Below are 26,943 nucleotides of genomic sequence, written 5' to 3'. Positions count from 1 at the left end.
GCAAGCGCCTCTTATGATTGAAGTTGAGAATTTAAGCAAAATTTATGGCTCCACGCCAGCCATTGAGGATGTTACATTCTCTGTAGAGCCAGGGGAAATTGTGGGATTCCTCGGCCCCAACGGAGCTGGTAAAACAACAACCATGCGGATATTGGCGGGGTATTTACCCGCCACCAGGGGAACGGCGAGAATTGCCGGGTATGACGTGCATGAAAATTCGATGGAAGTGAGGCGGCGGATTGGGTATTTACCAGAGATACCGCCTTTATATCCAGACATGACCGTTGAGGGATTTTTGGATTTTGTGGCGCAGATCAAGGGAGTTAAAGGGCGCGATCGCAAATCTAGGGTAAACGATGCAATGGAGCGCTGCAATATAACAGACAAGCGCAAAGTAATAATCCGCAAGCTGTCTAAAGGATATAAACAGCGAGTTGGCATTGCTCAAGCAATAGTCCACGACCCACCCGCGATCATTTTAGATGAACCCACCATTGGCCTTGACCCCAGGCAAATCATAGAAGTACGCAACTTAATTAAAAGCCTCGCTGGTACTCACACCATCATCCTCTCGACCCATATTTTGCCAGAAGTCAGCATGACCTGTAACCGCGTAGCAATTATCAATCGTGGCAAGGTTGTGGCGACGAACACCATAGAAAACTTGATGGCGCAGTTAGCTGGTGGTTCGGGTTATGAAATAGATGTAGAGGGAGACATCGAACAAGTGCAACAGTTGATCAAGATTTTGCCAGGAGTGCGACTGGTAGAACCAATTGGAGAAGCGTCAGATTTATCCGAAAATAATAGATGTCAGATCCGCGTCATCTCCGAACCTGGTGCGGAACCGGGACGCGATATTTCGGCTGTATTAGTTGGCGCAGGATTGGTATTGTATGAAATGCGACGCACTAAGGCTAGCCTTGAGGATGTGTTTTTAGAACTGACAACCGAAGAAAAGATACCGGAGCCATTAGCGCTTCCCGGCCAGGGATTTGGGGGAACAGAAATTCCCGTAGATACAACAGACAATAACGAACAAAAAGTTGATAGCTGATGATTAGATGGACATAATTAAACATAAAATATTGATCTCACCCCCAAACCCTCTACTGCAAGGCAAAGGGAGAACTTTGTCTCCTTCACTTGTAGGGAAAGGTTTTTTGGGGTTAGATTTTTTTAGTTTATTTATGTCTAGCTGATTAAAAGTTGGGTTTTGCAGTTAAAGAAATTGTATAAACTCCGCTTTAGTGAGTTTGTAAGTTAGGAAGGAAAGCTGTTATAAGTTGCATTTGACAGTTAGTAAATTTGTATATAGACCGATTTATATCGTTATCAAAGTTAGGAGAAAAATATAAATGTTAATTGCGATTAGTAACATTGTGGCGATTTACCGCAAGGAATTACAGGGTTATTTTGCTTCGCCATTAGCATATGTGGTGGCTGGAGTTTTCTGGCTCTTATCTGGATACTTTTTTGTGGCAATTCTATTAGGACAGGATGGCCTAATTCAGCAAGCAGCTTTCAGCGATGTCCAAGGACAACCAAGCGGGGAAACACAGTCTTTTGATGTCCCTTACGTGTTCCTACAAATATTTTTAGGCGTAATGGGAACGCTGGCTTTGTTCGTGCTGCCAATTTTATCGATGGGGCTTTATTCCGAGGAACGCAAGCGGGGGACTTTGGAATTATTAGCGACATCGCCAGTTACCAACTGGGCGGTAGCTGTGGGTAAATTATTGGGAGTGCTGACGTTTTTTATCACAATGATAGTGCCGTTGCTAGCGTATGAAGCGATCGCGTTTAGTGCATCAACTCCACCCATCCGCCCGGAAGTGCCCTTATTGGGTCATCTGGCCTTAATTTTACTGGCGGCGGCTGTTTTATCGCTGGGAATGTTTATCTCTTCACTCACCGAAAGTTCGATTATCGCGGCGGTTTTCACCTTCGCGCTAATGTTGTTTCTCTGGGTAATCGATTTAGTGGGAAAAAATATAGGCGGCTTTTTGGGAGATGCTTTAGGGCATCTATCTTTGCTGAAACACTACAATAACTTGGTGCTAGGCGTTGTGGATACGAGCAGCCTGATTGTATTGGCCAGTTATATATTTTTAGGCGTGTTCCTAACTGCTCAATCAATTGATGCGTTGCGCTTTCAGCGTTCTTAAATATTGGGGAATGGGGAACGATAAAAGATGAACTATGAAACAAATCAAGAATAATTGGAAATATTTAACAAATCTGTTTTGGCTAGGCCCAATACTAACCATAATGGGTTTAACCGCTGGGTTTATCTCTGGCATTTGGAATGCTATAACCTTGGGGTTGCTGATTAGCGGGTTAGTAATAATTGGGTTGTGGCTGGTATATGTAGTCAGTTCGTCAAATGGATTTTGGGGAAAGCGGTCTACATCTGTGGGGACTAATGCCGCGATCGCCAGCCTCTCAGTTGTGGTAATTTTGGCTCTAGTTAACTTTCTGGCAACTCGCTATACAGTCCGCGTTGACTTCACTGAAAATCAACTGTATACGCTTGCGCCGGAAACGCAACAGCTAGTGCGGACTTTACAGCAGCCCGTTAAAGTTTTGGTATTTGACCGCAACCAAGACCCAGCCAATCGCGAATTGCTAGAAAATTACCGCAAATATAATTCCCAATTTAGTTTTGAGTTTGTTGACCCAGATGCAAACCCCACGCTGGCACAAAAGTTTGGCGTTGGCGCGTCAAATGCAGGTGAAGTTTATCTAGAATCTGGCGAGAAGCGACCGCTAGTGCAAGTGGTGAACCCAGGCGATCGCATATCTGAGGCAAAGTTAACTCTGGAAATAGGAAAAATACTCAGCGATCGCACTGACAACATATACTTCCTCCAAGGACACGGCGAACATCCCCTCGAAGCTGTCCAAGGTGGAATATCTCAGGCGTTGGCGGCGCTAAAGGAAAAAAATTACATCGTTCAACCGCTAAAGCTGGACGAACGCCTGGAAATTCCCCTAAATGCAGCAGCTATCGTCATCGCTGGGCCTAAACGGGCTTTATTTGAGGCAGAAGTTTCCGCTATTAGGGATTATCTCCAGCGCGGCGGTAGCGTGCTACTGATGGTAGATCCAAATATAAATCCCGGACTGGACACCCTGCTGCAAGAATGGGGCGTGAAGCTGGATAATCGTCTAATTGTTGACGCTTCTGATAACGATCGCAATTTCGATTTGGGGCCAGTGACTCCCCTAGTGACCCGCTACGGTCAGCATCCAATAACTAAAGATTTTGTTGAGGGATTTTCCTTCTATCCCCTAGCGCGACCAGTGGATGTGACGCCGATAACTGGTATCGATCAATCACCTTTGCTGATTACCAGCGACCAGAGTTGGGGGGAGAGCAACCCAGACAAGACACCGCTGGAGTTTAATCCACAAAGCGATCGCCAAGGGCCTCTTGCTATAGGTGTCGCCCTCAGCCGCACGTATCCCCCCCAAACTGCGTCTTTAGAACCCACGCCGTCGCCAACAAGCAGCCCTTCCGCCTCGCCTACAACAGCAGCATCGCCCTCTCCGACACCGACGCCCAGCAGTTTACCCCCTTCGTCGCCTAGTGCTAGTCCGACGGCTGCACCAACGCCATCCCCGACACCAACACTTGCAAATCCTAACCAGAAACTACCCGTGTCGCGCTTGGTAGTCTTGGGCAATTCTGACTTTGCTACTGATAATCTATTTGACAAACAGCTAAATGGAGATGTGTTTATTAACTCCATCTCCTGGTTGAGCAAACGGGATGAGCAGGTTCTTTCTATCCGCCCCAAGGAAGTAAAAAATCGCCGCATCAATATGTCAGTTCAGCAATCAAGAAGCCTCGCTTGGACTGCTCTGATTATCATGCCCTTGGTTGGCTTTATTACAGCTTTGGTTACGTGGTGGCGTCGGCGTTAATTTTGGTTAGAATCTCAAATCAAATCTTCTGTCGATTATGAAATTGCAGCGAACAACTCTAATTCTGATACTTTTGGCACTGGGTTTGGGTGGTTTCGTTTATTTCTATGAGATTCAGGGTGCTGCTCAACGCGAAGCGGCGCAAGCTAAGCAGAATAAAATCTTTTCTTTTGAAGAAGATCAGATTCAATCTTTGATAGTTAGAAGCGAGGAGACGACGTTAAGATTTGAGCGTGCTGATGGGAAAGCTGCTGATAAGTCGAAGCTGTCTCGATGGCAAATGAAGGAGCCAAGTGACGAACCAGCTAGCGATGCAGTAGTGTCTTATTTGCTGGATTTACTGGCGAAGGGAAAGAGCGATCGCACTCTTTCTGTTCCTGCTAATCAAATTCAGGAATATGGTCTAGACAAACCTCTAGCTACTGTAGAAGTATCGCTGAAAAATCAGCAAAATTATAAGCTAGTTTTGGGTAAGCCTAACTTCAACCGCAGTTTCTATTATGCTCAGACGAATCCACCCGCGATCGCGCCTCAAAAACTAGACGTGCTTTTAGTTCCGATAGATTTTGAGAATGCTGTGAAGCGCCCTTTATCAGAATGGAAACAAGTTAAAGAAGAAGTTCCCGATACCTCAATAACTTCGCCATCACCCACCGCCAGTCCTTCGCCATCACCCACTCCGTCTGGTAAAGCTACGCCAGGAAATTCACCCCCGGCGAGTCCAATTCCATCGCCTGCTAAGTCGGATAAAGTTACGCCATCTAAATTAGATAAAGCGAGTCCCACTCCATCGCCTGCTAAGTCGGATAAAGCGAGTCCCACTCCATCGCCTATTAAGTCGGATAAAGCTAAACCGTCTAAATTAGATAAAGCTAGCCCGACTCCATCGCCTGCTAAGTCGGATAAAGCTACGCCGTCTAAATTAGATAAAGCTAGTCCAACTCCATCACCATAACCATGCTTAAACCGACTGCAACGCTGCTAGTTTCTTGTCCAGATCAGCGGGGATTAGTAGCAAAAATTGCCAACTTTATTTACTCTAATGGGGGCAATATTATTCATGCCGATCAGCACACGGATTTTGCCGCTGGGTTGTTTCTCACGCGCATTGAATGGCAGTTAGAAGATTTTAATTTACCACGAGAGTATATTGCTCCAGCATTTAATGCGATCGCTCAACCTTTGCAAGCTAAGTGGGAATTGCACTTTTCCGACACAGTACCCCGAATGGCAATTTGGGTGAGCAAACAAGATCATTGTTTGTTTGACCTAATTTGGCGACACAGAGCAAAAGAATTTGCTGCTGAAATTCCGCTAATTATCAGTAACCATCCAGATTTAAAAGATGTCGCCGCTCAATTTGGCATCGAATATCATCACATTACTATTAATAAAGAGAATAAAGTAGAGCAGGAAGCGAAGCAATTAGAATTGCTGCAACAGTACAAAATTGATTTAGTTGTGCTGGCGAAGTATATGCAAATTGTCAGCGATGATTTTGTATCAAAATTTTCGCGAGTTATAAATATTCACCATTCATTTTTACCTGCATTTGTGGGGGCAAATCCGTATCACAAAGCTTACGAAAGAGGAGTAAAAATTATTGGTGCAACTGCTCACTATGTTACAGCGGAATTGGATGCAGGGCCAATTATCGAGCAGGATGTGGTGAGGGTAAGTCACCGGGATGACGTAGAAGATTTGGTAAGGAAGGGGAAAGATTTAGAGAGAGTAGTGTTAGCGAGAGCAGTGCGATCGCACTTACAAAATCGCGTCTTAGTTTATGGAAATCGGACAGTAGTATTTGAGTAAGCGATCGCTATTGAGAGAGTTAACCGCCCTCTAAGTCAAATCTGACTAACGCCAGAAGGCAAACGCGATCGCCCCCAATATTTAGCTACTTGTTAGCATTCGTTGTTGATTTTTGCTGGCGATGAACCACGAACAACCAACAACGAATACTCAATTTAACTAAATTCTCTTTACTGACTTCTTGGCATCAGGCTTTCCAGACTTCTTACTATTAAAATAAGTCTCTATTACCTGTAACACCATAGGTGCCGCCACCTTACCGCCACCGCCGCCCAAGTGTTCGCCAAAAGCCACTACCACAATCTCCGGTTTATCATGAGGCGCATAGCTACCAAACCAAACGTGAGACTCTCCCGGAGGAGCCTCAGCCGTACCGCTTTTACCAGCCGCAGGCGGTATAGTTGGCGAACTCATCACTTTACCAGTACCGCCAGTTACCACAGTCCGCAAACCTTGGCGCAGGATGCGAATAGTCTCTGGCTTGAGATTCAAAGACTCTCGCCATTTTTTAGAGTCTTCATCATCCTTGAGCAAGTGCGGCTTAACCAGATAGCCACCATTAGCAGGTACGGCAAACATCACCGCCACTTGTAGCGGACTGGTCTGGAGAAATCCCTGACCAATTGACATATTTACCGTGTCCCCTATCGTCCACTCTTGCTTCATCCTCTTCCGCTTCCAGGCATCATCGGCGACCAAACCAGCGGATTCTTCGCTCGTCAACTCAATACCCGTTTTTTTGCCAAAGCCATAGCGCCTAGTCCAGTCAATCAGGGTTGGCCCACCAATTCCCTTGGCAATTTGATAGAAAAAGGTATCGCTACTCATAGCAAGCCCACCCACAAATCCTAACGGGCCAAATCCAGCATGGTTCCATTCTCCAAACCGCACCCCGCCGATAGTTAGCGAACCATAAGTTTGCAACACGGTATGGGGAGAAAACTTACCAGATTCAAGAGCAGCAGTAGTTGTGACAATTTTGAACGTACTCGCAGGTGGAAAGACCCGCAGGGCGCGGTTAACAAAGGGGTGATCCTTTTTTTGCAGTTCCTTCCAGGTCTGTGGTTTGATCCGAGTAGAGAAGATATTCGGGTCGAAGCCGGGACGGCTGGCAAGGGCTAAGATAGCACCGTTGTTGGGGTCTATGGCCACGATCGCGCCCCTGCGATTGCCAAGCGCCTTTTCAGCCGTCTTCTGCAACTCCAAATCTAAAGTTAAATGTACATCCTTCCCCGCCCTCGCTGCTTTTTGACCCAAAAAGCGTATCACTTGCCCTTTGCCATCTACCTCAAACTGCTGACCCCCCCATTCTCCCCGCAGGTTTTGCTCAAAAGCCGATTCAACCCCCATCTTGCCAACCACATCGCCTAAGCGATAGTTCTCATCTTTGCGCTTAGTGAGTTCGCGATCGCTCATCTCGCCCGTGTACCCTAGAACGTGAGAGCCAATCTCTCCGTTAGGATAGTTCCGCACGGGTTCAATATCAACCTCCACCCCCTCCAGCTCGGTTTTGTGTTCTGCCAACGCTGTTATCTGTTCTGGAGTAATACCACGCGCAATCCGCAACGGCTCTCGATAGCCATAGCCTGCCTCTTCCAGGCGTTCTTTAATCTCAGCTTCCGACATGTTCAAAATTGGCGCAAGTTGTTGGATCGTCGCTGGCCAATCTTCCTTTTTGCGAGCCACTGGCCATAAAAAGACAGAGTGGGATAACTTGCTGCTGGCCAAAAGTCTGCCCTTGCGGTCGAAAATATTACCCCGCACTGGCAGTTTGCGAATTGTGCGAATGCGGTTTTTATCAGCTAGCTTGATACTGCTCTCGCCCTGCACCAGTTGCAGATAAGCCAGACGCGAGCCAATACCACCCAGCATGAGGACGGTAATGCCCAGCATGATCAGAATCGACTGGTAACTGCGTCCAACAGTGCGAGAATTAGGTTGACGAACGCTAGAGGAAGAATTAACCAAAGTCATAGCAAGAAATAATCAGCTTTTTGGATTGAAACAAAAAATTACAAGCGATTTGTAAATAGTGTACCGCCTGTATTTTGCACGTCATCACAACGCGACCCCGAGTTGCAGGCCGGATAAAATAAACCCAAGTACGATAACGCGAGAGCAAACTACTCTAGAACTAGCACTCACATAACTAAAAAATCTGTATGGAGGGGTTCCCCCTAACCTACAAAACTATCTAACTATGTGGGGCATCGCCGCCGGGAATGGTCACTATGTCTCAAACTTCTGTGCAAAAACTCTCTTCTCCGGATACAGCTACTCACCTGGATGTTGAACTCCGCAAGGTTTTCAAGGTTTTCAATGGAGAAACCGCTGTTCGTGGTGTTGACTTGGACATCCATCGTGGAGAATTCTTTAGTATACTTGGGCCTTCTGGCTGTGGAAAAACTACAACCCTGCGCTTAATGGCTGGGTTTGATATGCCATCGGCTGGCGAGGTGCTGATTCAGGGACAGTCTATGAACAACGTCCCCCCCTACCGCCGTCCTGTGAACACCGTCTTTCAGAGCTATGCTCTGTTTAAGCACTTAAGTGTCTGGGAGAATATCGCCTTTGGCCTGCGGATTAAGAAGCTGTCTGGGGCAGAAATTGAAGCTAGGGTAAAAGAAGCCCTAAAGCTGGTAAAAATGGAATCCTTCGCCAATAGGTTTCCCAACCAGATGTCTGGGGGACAGCAGCAAAGGGTAGCTTTGGCACGAGCGTTGGTAAATCGTCCCGCTGTGGTTTTGCTAGATGAACCCTTGGGAGCATTGGATTTAAAACTCCGTAAAGAAATGCAAGTGGAACTGTCCAATTTGCATCAAGACTTGGGCTTGACCTTTGTTATGGTCACTCACGACCAAGAAGAAGCCCTGAGCCTTTCCGATCGGATTGCGGTAATGCGGGGTGGCAAAATCGAGCAAATCGGTACGCCTACCGAAATTTACGAACGTCCCAAGACGCCATTTGTGGCTGATTTCATTGGCGATACGAATTTATTTCAAGGGCGAATCGAATCGTCTGACAGTACCAGTATCCAGATTGTCACGGGCAACGGGCTAAAACTTTTCGTGCAGCCAATAGATAGTGTCGATCTTGGTGGGAAAGGCACGGAGGTTGTCGTAAGCGTGCGACCTGAGAAAATCCACCTCAGCCTTTATGCGCCCACCGTCGAGACTAACACTTTTGAAGGGCGTTTGGCGCACGTAATGTACTTAGGAACCCACGTTAATTATGTGGTGGAGTTAGCAACAGGCGATCGCTTGACAGTTCGCCAGCCAAACACTGTTGGTAGCTTGCCAGATCTCAACACCCCAATATACGCCCACTGGGCAGCAATAGATTGTCTGGCTTTGCGGGAATAGATTTTTATGGTTTTTACACCAGTTAAAATCTCGCCCTCAAAGAGCGATCGCCACTTTTATATCAATTCGTGGCGAGGATTTCCGGCGTTGAGTTGACAGGAATACGCCAATCTTGTGACTTACGGCTATCCAGAGAATTATTCCTGATTTGCCCTCTTGTAGTCCACAAATCGATTAACTCATACCATTTGGCTTTAATCTGGCTACATTTGAAGAGCTGAAATTTCCTACAGGCATCGGCGTTTCCAATCCAAAATCCAAAATCCAAAATGGTATCACCTGGCTACCCATAAAAAACTCTTCTGCTTCGTCCTTACATGCTTACCTGTCAAAACACCCACGCCGAAACGGGCGAACCCCTCCCGTTAAAGCAATCAGTACGATACTGTTAACTAGGGACTAGAAAATTTTAGATTTTAGATTGCCGATTTTGGATTTGGTTATACAGGCGACCCAGAGGCTATTACAACTGGCAAGCAACCTATTAATCCAACTATCCACCCATCAAAAATCCAAAATGCCCCAGGCTTTGGGCTAGAAGTTAGAGGAATGCCGATTAATCCAAAATCCAACCCACCCTATCTCCCTTTGTTCAAGCCCACCCACCAAAATCCTACATCCAAGGGTAGGCGTAGTTTCTTACAAACCTCAGCAGCAGCGCTATCTTGCATGGCATTGTCTAGTTGCGGCTGGAAGCTTGCCGAAGTGAAAGCAACACCGAACCGAAGCGGCAGTGGCGATCCAAAGTCCTTGGACATTTACACTTGGGCGGGCTACACAGATGATGCTTTGCTAAAGCGGTTTACCGCTGAGACTGGCATTAAGGTGCGTGCGGACGTATATGGTTCTAATGACGAGATGCTAGCCAAAATTCAAGCGTCTGGAGGCGGGGACTACAGCATCATCTACCCCTCTGACTATACTGTGAGCAGAATGGTGGAGCTGGATCTGCTGGCTGAATTAGATCATTCTCGCCTTAACGGTCTAAAAAATCTCTTTCCCCGGTTCCAGAACCCTACTGCTGACCCAGATCTGCGCCACAGCATACCAACGGCCTGGGGAACAACTGTTTTGATTTTCAACAGCGAAAAGCTCTCACCACCACCAGAGGATTGGAATTACCTTTGGGAATATCAGAAGCAACTATCGGGGCGGATGACTTTGCTTGATGATGTCAGAGAAGTGATGGGGGCAACGTTAAAAAGTTTGGGGTATTCTTACAACTCCACCGATCCCCAACAACTCAGGCAGGCTTATGAAAAGTTATCGCTTCTGAAACCTGCGATCGCCAATTTTACTACCGACGCATGGCAACCTCTAATCGTAGCAGGAGATTTACTGCTCGCCATGTCTTACTCATCAGATGCTATTAAAGTTGTCCAAGAAAACAATAAATTACAGTATGTTATTCCCCGCAGTGGTTCTTCGGTGTGGACGGATACGCTGGTAATTCCTAAAACAGCACGCAACCCTGATGGTGCTTATGCTTGGATTAATTTTTTGTTGCAGCCAGATGTAGCAGCGCAAATATGCGAACGATTAAAGTTTGCGACCCCAAATCAAGCTGCTTTCAACGAATTACCCCCCCCAGTACGCAACAATCTCGGCCTGTTTCCGCCAGAAGAAGTGCTGCAAAAATGTGAAAGTGTTGCCCAAATTGGTAAAGTTGCTGAAGTTTATGACAGATATTGGACTCAATTGAGAACGTAGTTAGTAACTGGGAATGGGAAAGAGTTTTGAGTTAGTAATTAGTTTTTAATTAATAACTCAAACCTCAAATCTCTTCTTCAGATGCCCAACTAATAACTCAAAGCTAAAAACTTAAAATTCAAAAATTTTTTAATTGTGGTTTTGTCTAGCAAATCCTCACCCCCCTCTCCAAACTCCCAGCCAGATACCAGCAAGCGTCTGGCGTGGTCAAAGTTGTTGGAACCTGTAGCGTTGCTTGGCCCAGCTGGTATCTGGTTGATACTGTTGTTGGTGCTACCGACCTTGGTGATTTTTGAGCTGAGTTTGGTGCCAAATATTCGACCGGGAGATATCGTCAATCCCAGTGGATTTGAGAACTACGCCCAAGTATTCCAGCCAATATATTTACAGGTGATAAAGCGATCGCTTTTCTTCGCCTTTGGCACTATGCTGGTTTCTCTGCTTCTAGGATTCCCCGTCGCTTACTGGATTGGTCAAATGGCACCCCAGAAGTGGCGTAATTTGCTGCTGTTGGGGTTTGTGTTGCCTTTGTGGACATCATCCCTCCTGCGTTCTTACGCCTGGGTGACAATTTTGCGGCGAACTGGCGTCCTCAACACTTTACTGACAAGTATAGGATTGCCTGCTTTAGATTTACTCAACGACTGGCCAGCCGTTTTTATCGGCATGGGCTACAGTTATCTTCCCTATATGGTGTTAATTTTATACGCCTCTATAGAAAAACTTGATAAGCGTTTACTTGAGGCATCAGCCGATTTGGGTGCTAATCCGATTCAAAGTTTCTGGAAAGTAACTGTCCCCCAAACATTGCCGGGAATTGCTGCTGGGTGTTTGCTAGTTTTTATTAATACTTTAGGGGATTTTGTCGATCCAGAATTACTGGGCGGAGCGCAAAGCATGACAGTATCCCGCATGATTTATAACCAGTTTTTGGGGGCAACTCAAAATTGGGGCTTTGGTTCGGCTTTGAGTATGGTGTTAATAATGGCCGTGAGTATTGCGATCGCGCTTTTAATTAAATACGGCGATAATACAACCAAACCTTAAAGAGTTATATCGCACCTTAGCTAATGGTGATATTTGATGGTAGACATGAGGCTTAAACAGGAGGAAATACCCGTAGATATGGTGAAATCTAAGGATAAACCCGGTTTCTCTTGGCAGGCCATTTTCTCCATTGTGATGTTTTTTTATATGTACCTGCCGATCCTGGTACTAGCTTTGTATAGCTTTAATGAGTCTCCTTACAGCGCAAATTGGGAAGGATTCACGTTGAAATGGTACGGCAATTTACTTAAAGACGGGCGTATTTTTACAGCATTGCAAAATAGTCTCACAGTGGCGTTCAGCGCTGTGGGGATTGCGGCTGTTTTGGGTACTCTTATGGCTGTAGGTTTAGCCCGTTATCGGTTTACGGGCAAAAGCTTGTATCGGGGGATTTCTTTTCTGCCTTTAATTATTCCCGATATTGCGATCGCAGTCGCTACATTGATATTTCTAGCAGTTATTGGGATTCGCCTTAGTATCTGGACAATCGTCGCCGCCCACGTCGTTTTTTGTCTAGCTTATGTAGCGATCGCTGTCTCTGCTAGACTCAGCGGCTTAGATCCTCACCTCGAAGAAGCCGCACTCGATTTAGGTGCAAATCCTGTAGAAGCTTTCATCAAAGTTTTGCTTCCCGAATTGCTGCCCGGTATTATCTCAGGCTGTCTGATAGCATTTGTTCTCAGCATGGATGATTTTCTGATTGCCAGCTTCACTTCCGGAACCGGTTCGGGTACTCTACCAATGGAAATTTTTAGCCGCATACGCACTGGCGTTAAACCAGATATCAATGCCCTCAGCGTTATGTTGATGATAATCTCAGGCGTAGCAGGATTTCTTGCCCAATACATCACTTATCAAAGCGAACAAAAACGTATCAAATAAGCAGTAAAAAGTAGCAAAGCATAATCTAATTTTGATTAATGCAGCAGGACTTACATAGCATAAAAAAAGGTGGGCACTGCCCACCCTACTTAACTAAACTATTGGATGACTGCTTACACTAACTTCAGGTCGGGATACTCGGCGAGCATATCGTCAGTAGTCAGCGTGTCGCCTTCTGCTTGAGGCGTCCAGAGAATTTCGACAGCTAGCAGGCGCTCGCTCGATATTCCCCCAATCTGACGCAACGCTTGACGCAAATCGTCTGTATTGTCGATCTTGGGTAGTTGCAGATTGCCCTCGGCACCCACAACAATCGTCACAACAATGTACTCACCAGACAATTGTTTCAACTGTTCTGCCAATTCCCCACCAGCAGCAGGCAAAGACGCGGTTGCAGGCGCTTGACGCAGTTGATTGTTTACATTGGAGAGAGTTTCGGCGCTAAATTTGCTGCGTTCGCCCAGAGCAAGTTGATTAAATTTAGCTTCTGCGGCTACTAAAGCTGTTTGTTGAGCTTCAGTCGCGCCATATACCCAGTATTCGGGGTGACGTAGTAAAGCTAGCGTGCTTTCTTGCAGCACTTGGGCGCGACCCTCGGCAGTACCAGTATCAGCGCTATTAGCTAGCTCGTTTAGTTCACCTTGCAGGCTGCGGGCTTGAGATAATAAACCCACCTGTACTTTAGCGACGGAAACTTTAGAATTGCTGTAGCCAAGCGAGTCTACTTCTTCATTGCTAGTGCCGATGTTGCGGAAGGTTTGCACTAGAAAGTTAGCTAGACCCAGGAAAAGCAAGATAGTAAATAGACCGCCAAATCCACCCCCAATACCAAAGAAGGGGAACAGGAACGGGAAGCCAATTCCACCGCCTGGATAATATCCACCACCGCCTGGGTAGTATCCCCCAGATGGCGGTGCATAGGTGCGAGAAGGAGGCGAATAGGTGCGGCTGGGCGCTCTGAAAGAACCGCCGCCAATCCGCCCGCCACTGCGAGCAGCCAATGCTCCGTCAGCGTTGCCTAGAGCTAGGCTGAGGACAAGACCAGCGAGGAAAAGAGATTTCAAAATTGGTTTTATTGCTGAAAGCAGTTTGTTACGCATATACGCTGTGCCTATTCAAACTCATTAAACTGTAGCGGTTATGGCGGCTTTAAGCATCCTTCAACCAGCCTTATATTTAATCTATCGCTTCTGCTCCAAGCTTAGGTCTGCTCTCAGAGCGGATTGCAGGGGTAGATATCCGTACCTTGAGAAGTAAAAAGTAGAAAGAATTCCCAGGCGGGAGCCTGGGAACGAGGGCAAAAAAAAGAGAAAAATATCAAAATAAAGAAACTATTAAATAATTTTGGTTTTTTCGCTTTTGTCTTTGCACAGTAACGAATCTAGAGGCAGCCGCCCAAAAATTCTCGTTCCCAGGTTCAACCTGGGAAAGAGGGTTGGAGGCAGAGCCTCCATAACATTAGCCACCACCGACAATGGTGACAATTTCGAGGCGATCGCCCTCTTGCATGTGTGTCTCAGACCAAAACTGCCGATGGAGAATCTCGCCGTTGTATTCTACGGCAACTAACCGGGGATTTAACCCCAGTTGTTCGAGGAGTTGTGGCAGATTGGTTTGCGGCGAACAAGTACAGGGTTCGCCATTCACCTGGAGCTTCAGGTTAGCATCGGCGCTATGCATAGGAGAGGTCAACGTCGGCTTCAAATTTGCGGAGAGTTTGTACTCTCGACAGTTGGGATAGCAAATACTGCGTCACCAGAGTCGGCTGTTCAGCAGTGGTAATAGCGCGGACAACTGCGACTCGTTCAGCCCCCACCGCCAATACTTCGTTCAAGTTATTCATATCAATTCCCCCAATAGCGAACCAAGGGATAGGGGAATTTTCAGATGCGTGGCGGACATAATCGAAGCCTGCGGCAGGTTTGCCCGGTTTAGTGGGGGTTTCAAAGACAGGGCCAACTCCAATGTAATCCGCGCCTTCTTGGATGGCTCGTTGCATTTCGTCGGGGTTGGTGGTGGAGCGTCCTATAATGCGTTGCGGCCCCAACAACTGCCGCGCTAGGGCAATTGGGATGTCTTGCTGTCCTAGATGAACGCCATCAGCATCGACAGCTAGAGCCAGATCCACGCGGTCGTTCATAATAAACAGAGCGCCGTAGTGATGGCACATCTGGCGGAGTTTGTGGGCGTGGCTGAGACGGATGGAATCATCTGCCGTTTTGTCGCGGTACTGTAAGAGGGTCAAGCCACCTTGCAGAGAGGCTTCAACAGTACTAAATAAATTGTCTGAGGGCGACGTGACAAGGTAGAGACGCGATCGCGCCAGCAATTGATGGCGACGATAAGCCAGCAAATTGCTCTCTAGCGTATAAACTTTATAGCGCATTTGCTTAAATACGCCGCCCATATCTGGGTTGTAAAGCTTGCCATATTCTTCCACTACCCGCATCGCCTCTTCGACGCGACCAAAGTTCGCCTGCAACAATTGCTGAATGCTAGAGCGTTGTTCTTCTTGGGGGTGTGTAAGACTGGTGCCCGGATCTCCCGGCGTGTTCCGCGATGCCCGGATCTCAGGAGTATGCCAGCTAGCCAACTCCTGACGCATTTGTTTGCATTCAGCCGCTAGCTGCATGCTGTTTAAACCAAATCGACACCATTCTTCAATTATCCGCAGCCCTTCCCTGGCGCGGTCTAAATTGGCGTCTAAAATGCGGCAAACTGCTGGTTGTGCAAATTTACCCTGGCTGTGTTTCTGACCCATCAGCAATTACTCCCTTATTACTCGATACTACCAAAATGCTTCTATCGAAACTTAAATAGCGATTAGCTAAGAGTTAAAAATCAAAAAATTTGGCTGTAAGGATTGCTAAAAATTGCTAACTTGGAAAGTTGCAGCCCTCAGCGGAATCTACTAGAACCCAAAGATTACCGTACAAAAACACCTTTATCAAGCGATTCCCTTTGGGGACAAGACTTACTCGCATAGAAGATGATCGACTGATTGCAGTCCCTAGTTTAAATAATCCCCCGCCCAGGAGTAGAGCCGTGAGTTTAAGACGCCCCCACACGTACAACGCGATCGCCCTAGAGACGTTGCAGACAAGATCTCTACCATGCCCCTTCCCCCCCCTATCCGCACTCCAAATGGCGAAATTAAGAAAAATTTTCACAGGCTGCGTTTTGGCTTCTCTTGTGCCTGTCGTTAGTTGCTTTAGTCTCGATTTCACTTTGCCAGCGATGGCACAGACGGTAAGCCAGGGGAAGGTGGCGTCGCAAGTTAATAAGTTATTTGTCAACCCAACGACGGGGAATGACATAGCTAATACTGGAATGGAGCGATCGCCTTTCAAAACCATTAGCCAAGCGCTGCGCGTGGCTGGGCAAAACACGGTAATTCTCCTATCACCTGGAACCTACAGTAAAGCAGGCGGCGAAACTTTCCCTCTGATGCTTAAACCCAGCGTGACAATTCAGGGCAACCCCCGCACCCGAGGTGAGTATATTGTTATTGCTGGGGGCGGTATATTTGCCAGCCGTACTGCTGGTGATGTTGACGTTACGATAGTGGGCGCGTCCCACGCTGGTATAACTGGCCTCACTATCACCAATCCAAATCAGCGGGGCTATGCTGTTTGGATTGAATCCAGCAGCCCTGTAGTGGTGGAGAATACCTTCACGGGCAGCAAACAAGGTGCTATTTCAGTCAATGGAAATAGTGCGCCCTTGATCCGCAGCAACTATTTTTATGACAATAGCGGCAACGGAATTATTATATCTGGGACATCGCGGCCAGAAGTCCGCGATAATGTGTTTTCCAATACGGGATACGCGCTCAACATTACCCAGGATGCCGCGCCTCGGTTAACTGGCAATCGCATTAGCAACAATAAAGCTGGTGTTGCGGTAGAAGGTAACGCTCAACCTGTGTTGCGAAACAACATTATTGAAAATAACCAGGAAGATGGGTTAGTAGCGATCGACTGGTCGCGTCCCGATTTGGGAATCTCCAGTCAGCCTGGGGGCAACATTTTTCGCGGTAACGGTCGCTTCGATATTAGTAATAAAACTGTTAATCAGATTTTTTCAGCCTTTGGAAATCAGATGAGTCAGCGAATAGATGGGCGGCTTGATTTGGCTGGAAGTCAAAATTCCCCGATTCCCACCCCAACTGTCTCAACCAATCGCCCTCCTGTCGCCACCCCAGCCCAGGTAACAGCAACGCCAAGCAGAGGAGAAAATTCCCCAAGACAAGCACAGCAGGAGCCAGTTGCTTCAAAGCCCTCTAACTCCCCGGCGATCGCCAATAACCAGCCTTCGAGAAATTCTTCAGGCGCTATTGCAAATAATACTCAAAGTGCTGCCTTACCCTCACAGCCTACACAAGCAATTGTTAGCAGCCCCAGCCCGTCACCGCTTACCCCGAAAAACCCCGTAACAACCAATAATCCTTCAGGCGATCGCCCTATAGCCAACAATAGTCAAAGTACTGCCTTACCCTCACAGCCTACACAAGCAAGCGTTAGCAGTCCCAATTCTCAAAATAGCGATCGCCCTATTGCTAACAATACTGGGGGTACTGCCTTACCCTCGCCGCCTACACAAGCAAGCGTTAGCAGTCCCAATTCTCAAAATAGCGATCGCCCTATTGCTAACAATACTGGGGGTGCTGCCTTACCCTCACAGATTACACAAGCAAGCGTTAGCAGCGTCAATCCCCTAAATGGCGATCGCCCTATAGCCAACAATAGTCAACCTACTGCCTTACCCTCGCCGCCTACACAAACGAGCGATCGCCCTATAGCCAACAATAGTCAACCTACTGCCTTACCCTCACAGATTACACAAACGAGCGTTAGCAGCGTCAATCCCCTAAATGGCGATCGCCCTATAGCCAACAATAGTCAACCGACTGCTTTACCCTCACAGCCTACACAAACGAGCGATCGCGCCAGTATTGCTATACCAAACACATCGCCAGTGCTACCCCGCCCATCTCGCGTTTCGGCTTCCTCTTTTCCTGTTCCAACTAGCTTGGGTAATTCCTCACCAGTCGCATCCAGCAACCAGCAACCAGCGAAAATTGACATCCCCGTACCAACACCTACCTCAAACCAAAACGACATCAATCGTTCGTTAGTATTCGAGCAACCCTTGGGAACACCTACGCAATCCGGCGTTCAACAAGGAATTTCCACTTCTTCCACTTTGAGCCAGAATACCCCAGCTACAAACACTGGAAACAGCCAGAATTTTGTTGGAATGGCTCGTATTTCTAGCCCTCTTGGGGCTAACCGAACCGCACCTGAAGACGACGTGGCTGCGACCAGAAAAGCATCGCCTGTAGCGGCGCGAGGTATGCGTTACCGGGTTGTGGTCGATACGAAAAATGGAGGTGAAGAAAATAAGGTACGCAGCCTCGTACCTAATGCTTTTCACGTTGTCTCTCAAGGTCGGCGGGTGCTGCAAGTGGGAATTTATAGCGATCGCATTTACGCTGAAGAAATGCTGCAAACCCTCAATAGCAAAGCTTTAAAAGCCACTATCGAGCCGCTAAATTAACATGGACTATGAACTATCGTTGTGGAGTTAGTTATTTTTATAGGCTTGCAAGGTAGCGGCAAAAGCACTTTTTTTAGCACCCATTTTGCCGCAAACCACGAGCATATCAGCAAAGACTTATTCCCTAACAATAAAAAACCTTCTAGGAGGCAAGCGCAACTGATGGAAACAGCATTTCAAGCTCAACTTTCAGTTGTAGTCGATAACACCAACCCAACAAGAGAGGAGCGAAAGTCAATAATTGAGTTGGGTTGTAAGTATGATGCCTCTGTTGTTGGTTACTACTTTGAATCGCAAGTGAGCCAGTGCCGCGATCGCAATCAGCAACGCCAGGGTAAAGCCAGAGTACCTGATGTGGCAATTTACAGCACAATTAAGAAGCTGGAACCTCCCTCTTATGCGGAAGGATTTCACAAATTGTTCTACGTGCGAATTGTTAGCAAATCGACTTTTGAAGTTTCTGATTGGATTGAAGATGAGGTAATAGATGGATAACGATACCTTTGAACAACAAATGCGCGATTTGGAGTACTTCCACTCGCTGCGTTTGTTGCCTGGTGTTTGGGTAGTAATTCGCCTAGATGGTCGCTCTTTTTCGGGGTTTACGGCGTCGTCAAAATTTGATAAGCCTTTTGACCTAAGATTCCACGAACTAATGGTGCAAACAACCTCATCCCTTCTGGAACAATTGCAAGGCATCTATGCGTATACGGAAAGCGATGAAATATCCTTGCTGTTTCGTCCAAATTGGGATTTTTTTGACCGCAGTTTGGAAAAAGTTGTGTCAATTTCTGCCAGCATTGCCAGTGCGACTTTTACCCACGCCTGCGGAACTATAGTAAATTTCGATAGCCGCGTCTGGCTGGGTGCTTCTAAGTCGCAGGTGGTAGATTACTTTCGCTGGCGTCAGGCTGATGCTACGCGCTGCGCTTTAAATGGCTGGTGTTACTGGACGCTACGTTCTTCGGGTGCAAGTGAGGCTGCGGCTACGGCGGCGCTTGAGGGTCAGTCTACTGCTTTTAAGAATGAATTGCTGTTTCAACACGGAATCAATTTTAATGAGTTACCTACTTGGCAGCGTCGGGGGGTAGGTTTGTATTGGGAAGAATACGAGAAAGAAGGTTTTAACCCAATTGAAAATAAAGCAGTTGTGACTAAGCGGCGGCGGTTGAAAGTGGATGAGGAACTGCCGATGAAAGACGCTTATGGGGATTTTATTCGCTGCTTTCTTGATGCTGAAAAAGCGGCAGATTGAGAATAGGTATCTATTAAAATATCAATTCGCTTAAGGATAATCTAGGTTTTACAAAAACTGACAACTTAGCAGCCATTTGTAGGGACGCATAGCTATGCATTCCTCCTGTATGTCTAGTATGGCGGATAAGTCTTGTGATTGTAGGTTTGGTTTTACTATGGTAAACCAAACCTATGTTTATAAGAGCTAGGTATGAGATTAGAATGTAGTAGCGATCGCACACATGGATTAATCTGAGTAGCTGGCGATCGCGGCTGGGGATTTGTTATGGCTAACTATTAATCAAAATTTCGTTTTAGTTAGAGTTGACCCCACAAGAGGCGTTTATTGTATACAAAGATACAAATTTATTTAAAAATAACCTATCTCTTTCGGTAGAAGAAACACAAAAATAATTGCAGGTGGTTCTCAAAAGCCGCTAGGGTAAGGAATACTTATTGGTAATATCAACAATAATCCACAGCTTTTACAGTAAATTAACAGGAGTTAGCCGATATAATGTTAAAATTTATAAAGTAGATAGTTGCAGCTAACAACTCACAAATAAAAAGCAAAAGAAAAAATATAATTTCTTTTGCTTTTTACAGTTGCTTTTCAGGGTAAAAGGGTACAACTACTATTTCCCAAATTTCCCAAGGTTACATAAAATGTGGGAAAAATGCCGAATTTGATATGAAATATTTTCTGAATAAAGAATCGCACGGGCATTTGACCTGCGGAGTGTAATCCGTGATTAGTAGACAAAAAAGTTTAGAAATCGAGTCCGAGTTGGGCTTTATACCAGCCTTTTTGATTGCTGCAAGTGATACGCCTTTAGTGCTGGAAAACCTGTGGCAGCAGATGCAGATCTGCTATGTCAACAATCCGCTTCCAGTATTGTTCAAAGAAAAGCTTTTTGCGTACCTTTCACGTTATTGTAGCGTCGCATACTGCATCATTTGCCACAGTTGTGAAGCTCGCAGCTTGGGGATGCAATCAAAAGCAATATTGGAACTTCTGGAAACGCCGACGCCAACAGCAAAGAACATTGAAGAAGAATTGAATGCTGTGCCGTCGCTTTCAGAGGAAATCTGGCTAGAAGCAGATTGGGAAGGGGAAAAAGCTATATTTTCATGTGCTATTTTCATGTTTTTGCACCCCAACATTGTTGGTGGAGGCGCGATCGCTGCTACTGTTGGCTCACAGCTAAAACGGATGCTGGGATCTGAGAATTACAACAACTTGATGGCGTTCTTGGGTTATATAAAAACCTGTCATCTTTGGGTAGAAGCACACCCACAACTTGCCTATCAACTTGACAAGCCAGCTTACGATCGCATTGGTATGTTGTTTGTAGAAGAACCGCGTTTAGCTGACTTCTTCCGCAACTATAGCGATCGCGTGAGGGAGGAAAGTTATAGCCGCGAGGAACAACTGCTGGCTGAATTCACCCAAAACTTGCAAGCCTTGGAGGAATTGCAACAAAAAAATCAGGCGCTGGAGACGCTAATTGAAGCCCGATCGATGGCTACTATCAGCCTAGATAATAACGGAAATGTCAAGGCGTGGAGTCAGGCAGCGGAACGAATGTTCGGTTGGAGTCCGCAAGAGGTGCTAGATCGCCCTCTGGCAATCGTTCCCGAAAATCAACAGCAAGAATTCTGGACAATGTTCGCAACTACGCTGCAAGGCGGAATTGTGGCAAGTGCCGATTTAACTTCAATTCCTAATAAAAATACTCAATCTGAGGTTTCCCCCAGCCCAGATACCTATGAGATCCGGTTGTGGACAGCGCCAGTACATGACAGCGAAGGCAATATCTGCGGCATTATGGCGTTAATCGCCGACATCACAGACCACAAACAAAGTGAAGAACGGTTGCGGCTGCTTGAGTCAGTGGTCGTCAACGCCAACGACGCCATACTAATCACCGAAGCAGAGCCGATTAACTATCCTGGGCCGAGAATATTGTACGTCAACGAAGCGTTCTCCCGGATGACAGGCTACAGCGCTGAGGAGGTACTTGGGAAAAGCCCGCGCTTGCTGCAAGGGCCAAAAACAGACCGCGCCAAACTAGATAAACTTCGCACGGCGCTAGAACGCTGGGAACCAGTAGAAGTCGATCTGATGAACTACCGCAAAAATGGCACGCAATTTTGGGTGGAACTGAGCATTACGCCCGTCGCCAATGAAAAAGGCTGGTACACTCACTGGATATCCATTCAGCGCGAGATAGATGAGCGCAAGTGGACGGAGGAAGAATATCAGCGGTTATTGGCTGACGAGCAAGCAGCAAGGAGGGCGGCAGAAGAGGCTAGCCGCGCCAAAGACGAGTTTTTAGCCATAGTTTCCCACGAACTGCGATCGCCCCTCAGCTCTATTCTGGGGTGGTCTAGGCTGCTTTCTACTCGCAATTTTGACGAAGGCATCACTGTTCGCGCCCTGGAAATAATCGAGCGCAACGCCCGCGTGCAGGCTCAACGCCTTGACGATCTTGCGGATATCTCGCGCACGATCAGGGGCACGCTTCGGCTTAATGTAAATCAAGTCAATCTGATATCTGTTGTTGAGGCAGCACTAAAAATTGTGGCGGAGCAGGCTTCGTATAAAGCGATCGCACTTGATGTGGTATTTCCCCAAATTGAGGAGCAGAAATACACAGAAGCTAGGGCACAATTCAATTCTCAATCATCTTCTCCACCGCTATGGGTATTGGGGGATGCGGTACGCTTGCAACAAATTGTCTGGAATCTGATAGACAACGCCATCAAATTTACCCCAAGCGGGGGACGTGTTGAAGTCAGATTGGAACAAAGCGATCACCATGCGACTCTGCGGGTAAGCGACACGGGAATAGGAATAAATCCTGAGATGTTGCCATCGATCTTTGAACGTTTTCGTCAAGCTGACAGCAGCATGACCAAGCTGCAAGGTAAACTCGGCTTGGGATTAGCGATTGTGCGGAATTTAGTCGAACTGCACGGCGGGACTGTTGGTGTGGAAAGTCCCGGGGAAAATCAAGGGGCGACATTTACCGTCCAAATGCCCCTTTTACCTTTGTCGGTTGCTACCAATCAATGGGCAAGGGGAGATGAAAATGATACAGATACAAGTTTTGAGTTAGAAACGAGCGCTCAACTTTCACCAACTGCTTGTTTATTGCCCAATTCCTATTTAGATAGCTTGCGGGTACTTGTGGTAGATGACGAAGCTGACGTGAGGGAGTTTATTAGAATTGCTCTCAAACAGTGCGGCGCGATCGCAGTTGTCGCTTCCTCCGCGCAAGAGGCGCTACAAGCTTTGACACAAGATAATTTTGATGTCTTGGTGAGCGATATTGGGATGCCTGGAGAAAATGGCTACAGCCTGATTCGCAAGCTGAGAGCAATGGAGGCAAAACAAAATAAAAATTCTCAGATTCAGGCGATCGCGCTGACAGCTTACACTCGACTTGAGGAACAAGACAGAGCGATCGCCGCAGGTTTCCAAATTCACCTGTCTAAGCCCGTCGATCCAGGTATTTTGCTAACAACCATCGCTAGTTTTGTCTGCAAGTGAGACAGTTTTTTTGTAAATGTGCTAGCTAAATAAAACTTGATAGATTTATTAAAACGGTTCTGGAGCGATCGCTTGTTTAAATCCTCCCTAACCTAACACCATAACGTGTCTTCATAAATTAATTCGCCAAACTAGGGGTAGAGCGACAGCGAAACCCATCAAATCCTACTAAACGTTGGGTTTTGTACTTTAAACACCGCGCTAGAAAATGATATTTTTTAATTCTATTTTTCTACTTATTTGAGCGGGCGTAAATGCATATTACAGCTCAATAGATTTAGTGAAAATGTAAATTTTTTGATACCTGCGATCGCGGGTAAATGCCGTTTTAACCTATTTATATTGCATATTTATAGTATTTTTTAACTGGATTTAGCTTTTAGCCACCAATGTCAAATCTGGCTTACTCTAATTTAAGTAAATGTAACTAACGATACTTTTTTATTTTAAATATACTGCTAGTAGCGGGATTTATTAATTCTAAAAAAACTATAAATAAGTTAAAATTTATGCATAAAGATAGATAACAAAGGAGGGTAAATGGAGCGCAGACCCACAAGCACCAGTACAGAACACGCGGTAACTCAGGGCAATTTATTGAATCGGATGACAAACCGCATCCGACAATCTTTAGAGTTACAGGAAATTCTGTCATGCGCCGTGCAAGAAATGCGCTCGTTTCTGGATACAGACCGTGTAAAAATATACCGATTTGCTGCTGATGGTACGGGGCAAGTGATTGCCGAATCCATCGCTCAAAATCGCCTACCATCGCTGCTGGGGTTGCACTTTCCCGCCGGAGACGTTCCCCCCCATGCCCGCGAGATGTTTATTCATGCTAGAACGCGGGTAATTGTAGATGTTGCGGCTCAACTAACTACCCTGAATCACCTCGATTGTGCAGACACAAGCAGCGATCGCCAGCAGGCTGCGGACGCAAATATAATACAGCGCCCTGTAGACCCCTGCCATGTTGAATACCTCACTGCAATGGGCGTGCAGTCATCGCTTGTCGTTCCTATTCTGTACAACCAGAATTTGTGGGGTTTGCTGGCTTCGCATCATTCGCAAGCAAAAATTTTCAGCCAGGAAGACTTAGAAATAGTTCAGACTGTAGCGGATCAGGTTTCGATAGCGATCGCTCAATCCCATCTCCTCGCCCAAGCCCGCGAAAAAGCGGATCGCGAAGCACTGATCAATCAAATTTCTACCTTCCTACACTCACCCCTAGCAATCCAAAAAATTCTCCAAATCGTTATAGAGCAAATTGTTGAAGCCGTTGATGCTAGCGGTGGGAGGCTTTATCTCACCTCAACTTGCGACTGGGAAGATGAACTCTACATCGATGGAAATCAGCCCAGCTTGTCAGTAGGTACGCCTGAAGCAAGGCTGGAAAATTACCCGTTTTGGCAACAACTGCTAAACCCAGAAAACCCATTTGTCGAAATGGTTAATTTTGCATATTTAAGAAGTGATATTGATAATAAATCAGTTTCTTACTTAGGCGCGATCGCCGATCTTTACCAAGAACCGCAACTAATAGAAATTGCCCCTTTCTTCCGCTCTACTAGCATTCGCAGCATACTGATCGTACCGCTTCAGTATAGTGGCAAATCACTAGGTTGCTTAACTCTATTTCGAGACGAAATTGATACCGACATACTCTGGGCAGGAAGATTAGATCCAGACGAGCGCAATTCAAGGGTAAGAACTTCCTTTGAGGCTTGGCGAGAACTGAAACACGGCCAGACAAGAAAATGGATTGGTGGAGAAATAGAACTCGTTAGATCTATAGCAACACACGTAACTATGGCAGTAATGCAGTATCGCCTAACAGCGTGCGAACGCCAGCAGCGCGTTCTCGTAGAAATGCGGAACAAAGAACTTAATAATGCCCGTAATACAGCCGAGGAAGCTTCGCGTTTGAAATCAGATTTTCTCTCAACTACCAGCCACGAACTGCGGACGCCTCTAGCCTCTACACTCAACTACTTAAAACTGCTCAAAGAAGGTTTATACGACAATGAAGAAGAGTTAAAAGAATTTATTAGTGTTGCCTATCAATCTGCTGAAAATCTAGTTGCTATTATTAACGATGTTTTAGACATTGCCAAAATCGAAGCAGGGCGGATGAGTGTGAATTGGGAATTAATTAATCTAGATCGGCTGCTGGAAGAGCAACGATGTTTATTCCGTTTGGAGAGCGATCGCAAACATATCGACCTGATAATGGAATGCGAAGTTGATAGCGTCTGGGCTGATAAAATAAAGCTCAGACAAATTCTGGCAAACCTACTTTCTAATGCCTTTAAATTTACCGAACAAGGTAAGGTTAAGCTCAGAGTAATCCAACGAGTCGTAGAACCTGTAATCGAATTTTCCATCGCTGACACCGGAATAGGTATCGAGCTTAGTAAAGAAGATCCATTGTTTGAGCCTTTTGTTCAAGCAGATGGTTCCATTAAACGTCGCTATGGTGGGACTGGGCTTGGTTTGACCATTTGCAAACGTCTGGTAGAACTTATGGGCGGTCAAATCTGGTTGGAAAGTCCGGGCATCGATCGGGGTACAACTGTAACTTTTACTCTCCCTGCCAAAGAAGTTAACGCAAATTGGTAATAGCTAGGGAATTTTTGAACTTTGTTAACGTAGCCAAGCAGCACGTTTTAAATTACGTCCCTCCTCACTTGTAAGTTTTGAGTAATGGCAAAGTTTGGCGCGGAGCCGGAGGCGTTCTACATCCAGTTTTGTTAGCGTAGCCAACTAGCAATTTGTAAATTACGTGCCTCCTCGCTCCTTCTTTTTACTAATTACTAATTTGCCAGAAAATGAACATATTACTTGTTGATGACGATTACATCTTAGCCAAGAGTACTGCTAAACTTCTTGAGCGCCTTGGAGGGCATCAAGTCCATATTACGGGCGAACCAGCAGAAATTTTTCAGCGATGTGAGTCGGGAGTGGTGGATTTGGTGATGATGGATGTTAACCTGGGGGGAGCGCTGTGGCAGGGTAAGCCAGTTAGCGGAGCAGATGTGTCTTACATCCTCAAAACTCAACATCAAACTGCTCATATTCCCATCATTTTAGTTACAGCTTATGCTATGTTGTTTGAACAGAAAACTCTGTTAGAAACCTCTCGTGCAGATAAGTTTTGCGCCAAACCTATCACCAATTATGAAGAATTTTTAGAATTGATTGCTCAACTTTGACAACTGTACTGACTTAACAGATTCTGATGAAGCAATAACCATGAGCTTTCATCCAAGAGCATTTTAGCAAATATCCATTTAGGTAGATTAAATTTAGCAGTATTAAAAGTATATTTTATAAAATATCAAAGTTTAAAAACGCTGATTTTAAATAAATTTATTTAAAATAATAAAAAAGTATGTTTAATAAAATAAACTCCCTTTTTCGATGTAGGAAAGACCAGGTATGCACAAAATAGCAGTAGTAGATGACGATGAAAACTGGTGTTTGGTAATTAAGCGATTTTTTAGAAATGATTTTGAAGTATCAACTTTTAAAAGAATCTCTATTTTTTTACACGAACCAAGTAACTACGATCTAGTGATAGTTGATTTTTCTATACCACCAGCTTCTTATGAAAAGGACATGGATGGTTGCCAACTAATTTGCCATTTAAAAGCAACTTTACAAAATCCTCCTTTGCTAGTTTTAGCGACAGGATTTGTCAGCAAAAACAATTTAGAAGCAGGGAAACAGATTTGTCCTCAAGCTGATGACTTTTTTTCTAAAGATGCTGGGTTAGAAGAAATTTTGCAGCAAACTAAACAGTTAATCGCCTCTAGAAACGGCTAATAAAATTTAAAATTTTATTAGCCG

The 26,943-nt window shown here is 45.9% G+C and carries 20 protein-coding genes; 16 read left to right on the top strand and 4 right to left on the bottom strand.

Annotated elements, in window-relative coordinates:
* Positions 1–13: 13 nt before the first annotated feature.
* The 5 genes from H6F77_RS24085 (at position 14) to purU (ending at position 5,742) form a co-directional block, all read left to right on the top strand.
* Positions 14–1,057: an ABC transporter ATP-binding protein gene (locus H6F77_RS24085; RefSeq protein WP_190491442.1), complete on the top strand. Its 1,044-nt coding sequence runs from the start codon at positions 14–16 to the stop codon at positions 1,055–1,057.
* A gap of 301 nt (positions 1,058–1,358) precedes the next feature.
* Complete coding sequence (locus tag H6F77_RS24080; RefSeq protein ID WP_190491441.1) at positions 1,359–2,168, top strand: ABC transporter permease; 810 nt, start codon at positions 1,359–1,361, stop codon at positions 2,166–2,168.
* A 34-nt stretch (positions 2,169–2,202) separates the two neighbouring features.
* The gene (locus tag H6F77_RS24075; RefSeq protein ID WP_190491440.1) at positions 2,203–3,930 is read left to right on the top strand and encodes a GldG family protein; all 1,728 of its coding nucleotides are present in this window, start codon (positions 2,203–2,205) and stop codon (positions 3,928–3,930) included.
* Between the two features lie 37 nt (positions 3,931–3,967).
* Positions 3,968–4,885 (top strand): DUF4340 domain-containing protein, encoded by a 918-nt coding sequence (locus tag H6F77_RS24070; protein WP_190491439.1) that lies wholly within the window; start codon positions 3,968–3,970, stop codon positions 4,883–4,885.
* A gap of 2 nt (positions 4,886–4,887) precedes the next feature.
* A complete protein-coding gene (gene purU, locus H6F77_RS24065) occupies positions 4,888–5,742 on the top strand; it encodes a formyltetrahydrofolate deformylase (protein ID WP_190491438.1) in 855 nt (284 codons plus the stop codon).
* Positions 5,743–5,901: 159 nt separating this feature from the next.
* Here purU and mrdA read toward each other — a convergent pair whose 3' ends face one another.
* Positions 5,902–7,716 (bottom strand): penicillin-binding protein 2, encoded by a 1,815-nt coding sequence (gene mrdA / locus H6F77_RS24060; protein WP_190491437.1) that lies wholly within the window; start codon positions 7,714–7,716, stop codon positions 5,902–5,904.
* Positions 7,717–7,973: 257 nt separating this feature from the next.
* On the opposite strand from mrdA, the gene H6F77_RS24055 reads away from it, so the two are divergent.
* From H6F77_RS24055 to H6F77_RS24040, 4 genes are all read left to right on the top strand, one after another.
* Positions 7,974–9,104 (top strand): ABC transporter ATP-binding protein, encoded by a 1,131-nt coding sequence (locus H6F77_RS24055; protein WP_190491436.1) that lies wholly within the window; start codon positions 7,974–7,976, stop codon positions 9,102–9,104.
* Between the two features lie 549 nt (positions 9,105–9,653).
* Positions 9,654–10,814, top strand: coding sequence for a polyamine ABC transporter substrate-binding protein (locus tag H6F77_RS24050; protein ID WP_190491435.1), 1,161 nt, complete (start codon positions 9,654–9,656; stop codon positions 10,812–10,814).
* Positions 10,815–10,949: 135 nt separating this feature from the next.
* Positions 10,950–11,861: an ABC transporter permease gene (locus H6F77_RS24045; RefSeq protein WP_190491434.1), complete on the top strand. Its 912-nt coding sequence runs from the start codon at positions 10,950–10,952 to the stop codon at positions 11,859–11,861.
* 45 nt (positions 11,862–11,906) lie between these two features.
* Positions 11,907–12,743 (top strand): ABC transporter permease, encoded by an 837-nt coding sequence (locus H6F77_RS24040; RefSeq protein WP_375335970.1) that lies wholly within the window; start codon positions 11,907–11,909, stop codon positions 12,741–12,743.
* A gap of 113 nt (positions 12,744–12,856) precedes the next feature.
* Here the strand turns inward: H6F77_RS24040 and H6F77_RS24035 are convergent, their stop codons facing one another.
* The 3 genes from H6F77_RS24035 to H6F77_RS24025 all read right to left on the bottom strand — a co-directional run bounded on the left by H6F77_RS24035 (position 12,857) and on the right by H6F77_RS24025 (position 15,504).
* Positions 12,857–13,843 (bottom strand): DUF1517 domain-containing protein, encoded by a 987-nt coding sequence (locus H6F77_RS24035; protein ID WP_190491432.1) that lies wholly within the window; start codon positions 13,841–13,843, stop codon positions 12,857–12,859.
* A gap of 358 nt (positions 13,844–14,201) precedes the next feature.
* Entirely contained in the window at positions 14,202–14,423 is a 222-nt protein-coding gene (thiS, locus tag H6F77_RS24030) for a sulfur carrier protein ThiS (RefSeq protein ID WP_190491517.1), read from the bottom strand.
* Positions 14,416–15,504, bottom strand: a complete 1,089-nt coding sequence (locus H6F77_RS24025) for a thiamine phosphate synthase (RefSeq protein WP_190491431.1) — start codon at positions 15,502–15,504, stop codon at positions 14,416–14,418. Before H6F77_RS24025 ends, thiS begins: the two co-directional genes overlap by 8 nt.
* Positions 15,505–15,788: 284 nt before the next feature.
* Between H6F77_RS24025 and H6F77_RS24020 the strand changes: the two genes are divergently transcribed.
* From H6F77_RS24020 to H6F77_RS23990, 7 genes are all read left to right on the top strand, one after another.
* Positions 15,789–18,302 carry a DUF1565 domain-containing protein gene (locus H6F77_RS24020; protein WP_190491430.1) on the top strand — a complete coding sequence of 838 codons (2,514 nt, stop codon included), beginning with the start codon at positions 15,789–15,791 and terminating at the stop codon, positions 18,300–18,302.
* Between the two features lie 21 nt (positions 18,303–18,323).
* Positions 18,324–18,797, top strand: a complete 474-nt coding sequence (locus tag H6F77_RS24015) for an AAA family ATPase (RefSeq protein WP_190491429.1) — start codon at positions 18,324–18,326, stop codon at positions 18,795–18,797.
* Positions 18,790–19,557, top strand: coding sequence for a tRNA(His) guanylyltransferase Thg1 family protein (locus H6F77_RS24010; RefSeq protein WP_190491428.1), 768 nt, complete (start codon positions 18,790–18,792; stop codon positions 19,555–19,557). The genes H6F77_RS24015 and H6F77_RS24010 overlap by 8 nt, the downstream gene beginning before the upstream one ends.
* 729 nt (positions 19,558–20,286) lie before the next feature.
* The gene (locus H6F77_RS24005) at positions 20,287–23,094 is read left to right on the top strand and encodes a PAS domain-containing hybrid sensor histidine kinase/response regulator (RefSeq protein WP_190491427.1); all 2,808 of its coding nucleotides are present in this window, start codon (positions 20,287–20,289) and stop codon (positions 23,092–23,094) included.
* Between the two features lie 540 nt (positions 23,095–23,634).
* Positions 23,635–25,713 carry an ATP-binding protein gene (locus tag H6F77_RS24000; protein WP_190491426.1) on the top strand — a complete coding sequence of 693 codons (2,079 nt, stop codon included), beginning with the start codon at positions 23,635–23,637 and terminating at the stop codon, positions 25,711–25,713.
* Between the two features lie 209 nt (positions 25,714–25,922).
* Positions 25,923–26,306, top strand: a complete 384-nt coding sequence (locus H6F77_RS23995; RefSeq protein WP_190491425.1) for a response regulator — start codon at positions 25,923–25,925, stop codon at positions 26,304–26,306.
* Between the two features lie 226 nt (positions 26,307–26,532).
* The gene (locus tag H6F77_RS23990; protein ID WP_190491424.1) at positions 26,533–26,919 is read left to right on the top strand and encodes a response regulator transcription factor; all 387 of its coding nucleotides are present in this window, start codon (positions 26,533–26,535) and stop codon (positions 26,917–26,919) included.
* Positions 26,920–26,943: the final 24 nt, after the last annotated feature.

Origin of the sequence: Microcoleus sp. FACHB-831 (genome assembly GCF_014695585.1) — a bacterium.
Taxonomy (GTDB): Bacteria; Cyanobacteriota; Cyanobacteriia; order Cyanobacteriales; family FACHB-T130; genus FACHB-831.
The sequence above is the reverse complement of the archived record's forward strand: the minus strand, read 5'-3'. Positions and strand labels throughout refer to the sequence as shown.

Excerpts from the sequence above, each read along its gene's own strand:
- H6F77_RS24085 (WP_190491442.1), top strand. The coding sequence starts at position 14 with ATGATTGAAGTTGAGAATTTAAGCAAAATTTATGGCTCCACGCCAGCC.
- H6F77_RS24080 (WP_190491441.1), top strand. The coding sequence starts at position 1,359 with ATGTTAATTGCGATTAGTAACATTGTGGCGATTTACCGCAAGGAATTA.
- H6F77_RS24075 (WP_190491440.1), top strand. The coding sequence starts at position 2,203 with ATGAAACAAATCAAGAATAATTGGAAATATTTAACAAATCTGTTTTGG.
- H6F77_RS24070 (WP_190491439.1), top strand. The coding sequence starts at position 3,968 with ATGAAATTGCAGCGAACAACTCTAATTCTGATACTTTTGGCACTGGGT.
- purU (WP_190491438.1), top strand. The coding sequence starts at position 4,888 with ATGCTTAAACCGACTGCAACGCTGCTAGTTTCTTGTCCAGATCAGCGG.
- mrdA (WP_190491437.1), bottom strand. The coding sequence starts at position 7,716 with ATGACTTTGGTTAATTCTTCCTCTAGCGTTCGTCAACCTAATTCTCGC.
- H6F77_RS24055 (WP_190491436.1), top strand. The coding sequence starts at position 7,974 with ATGTCTCAAACTTCTGTGCAAAAACTCTCTTCTCCGGATACAGCTACT.
- H6F77_RS24050 (WP_190491435.1), top strand. The coding sequence starts at position 9,654 with ATGCCGATTAATCCAAAATCCAACCCACCCTATCTCCCTTTGTTCAAG.
- H6F77_RS24040 (WP_375335970.1), top strand. The coding sequence starts at position 11,907 with ATGAGGCTTAAACAGGAGGAAATACCCGTAGATATGGTGAAATCTAAG.
- H6F77_RS24035 (WP_190491432.1), bottom strand. The coding sequence starts at position 13,843 with ATGCGTAACAAACTGCTTTCAGCAATAAAACCAATTTTGAAATCTCTT.
- thiS (WP_190491517.1), bottom strand. The coding sequence starts at position 14,423 with ATGCATAGCGCCGATGCTAACCTGAAGCTCCAGGTGAATGGCGAACCC.
- H6F77_RS24025 (WP_190491431.1), bottom strand. The coding sequence starts at position 15,504 with ATGGGTCAGAAACACAGCCAGGGTAAATTTGCACAACCAGCAGTTTGC.
- H6F77_RS24010 (WP_190491428.1), top strand. The coding sequence starts at position 18,790 with ATGGATAACGATACCTTTGAACAACAAATGCGCGATTTGGAGTACTTC.
- H6F77_RS24000 (WP_190491426.1), top strand. The coding sequence starts at position 23,635 with ATGGAGCGCAGACCCACAAGCACCAGTACAGAACACGCGGTAACTCAG.
- H6F77_RS23995 (WP_190491425.1), top strand. The coding sequence starts at position 25,923 with ATGAACATATTACTTGTTGATGACGATTACATCTTAGCCAAGAGTACT.
- H6F77_RS23990 (WP_190491424.1), top strand. The coding sequence starts at position 26,533 with ATGCACAAAATAGCAGTAGTAGATGACGATGAAAACTGGTGTTTGGTA.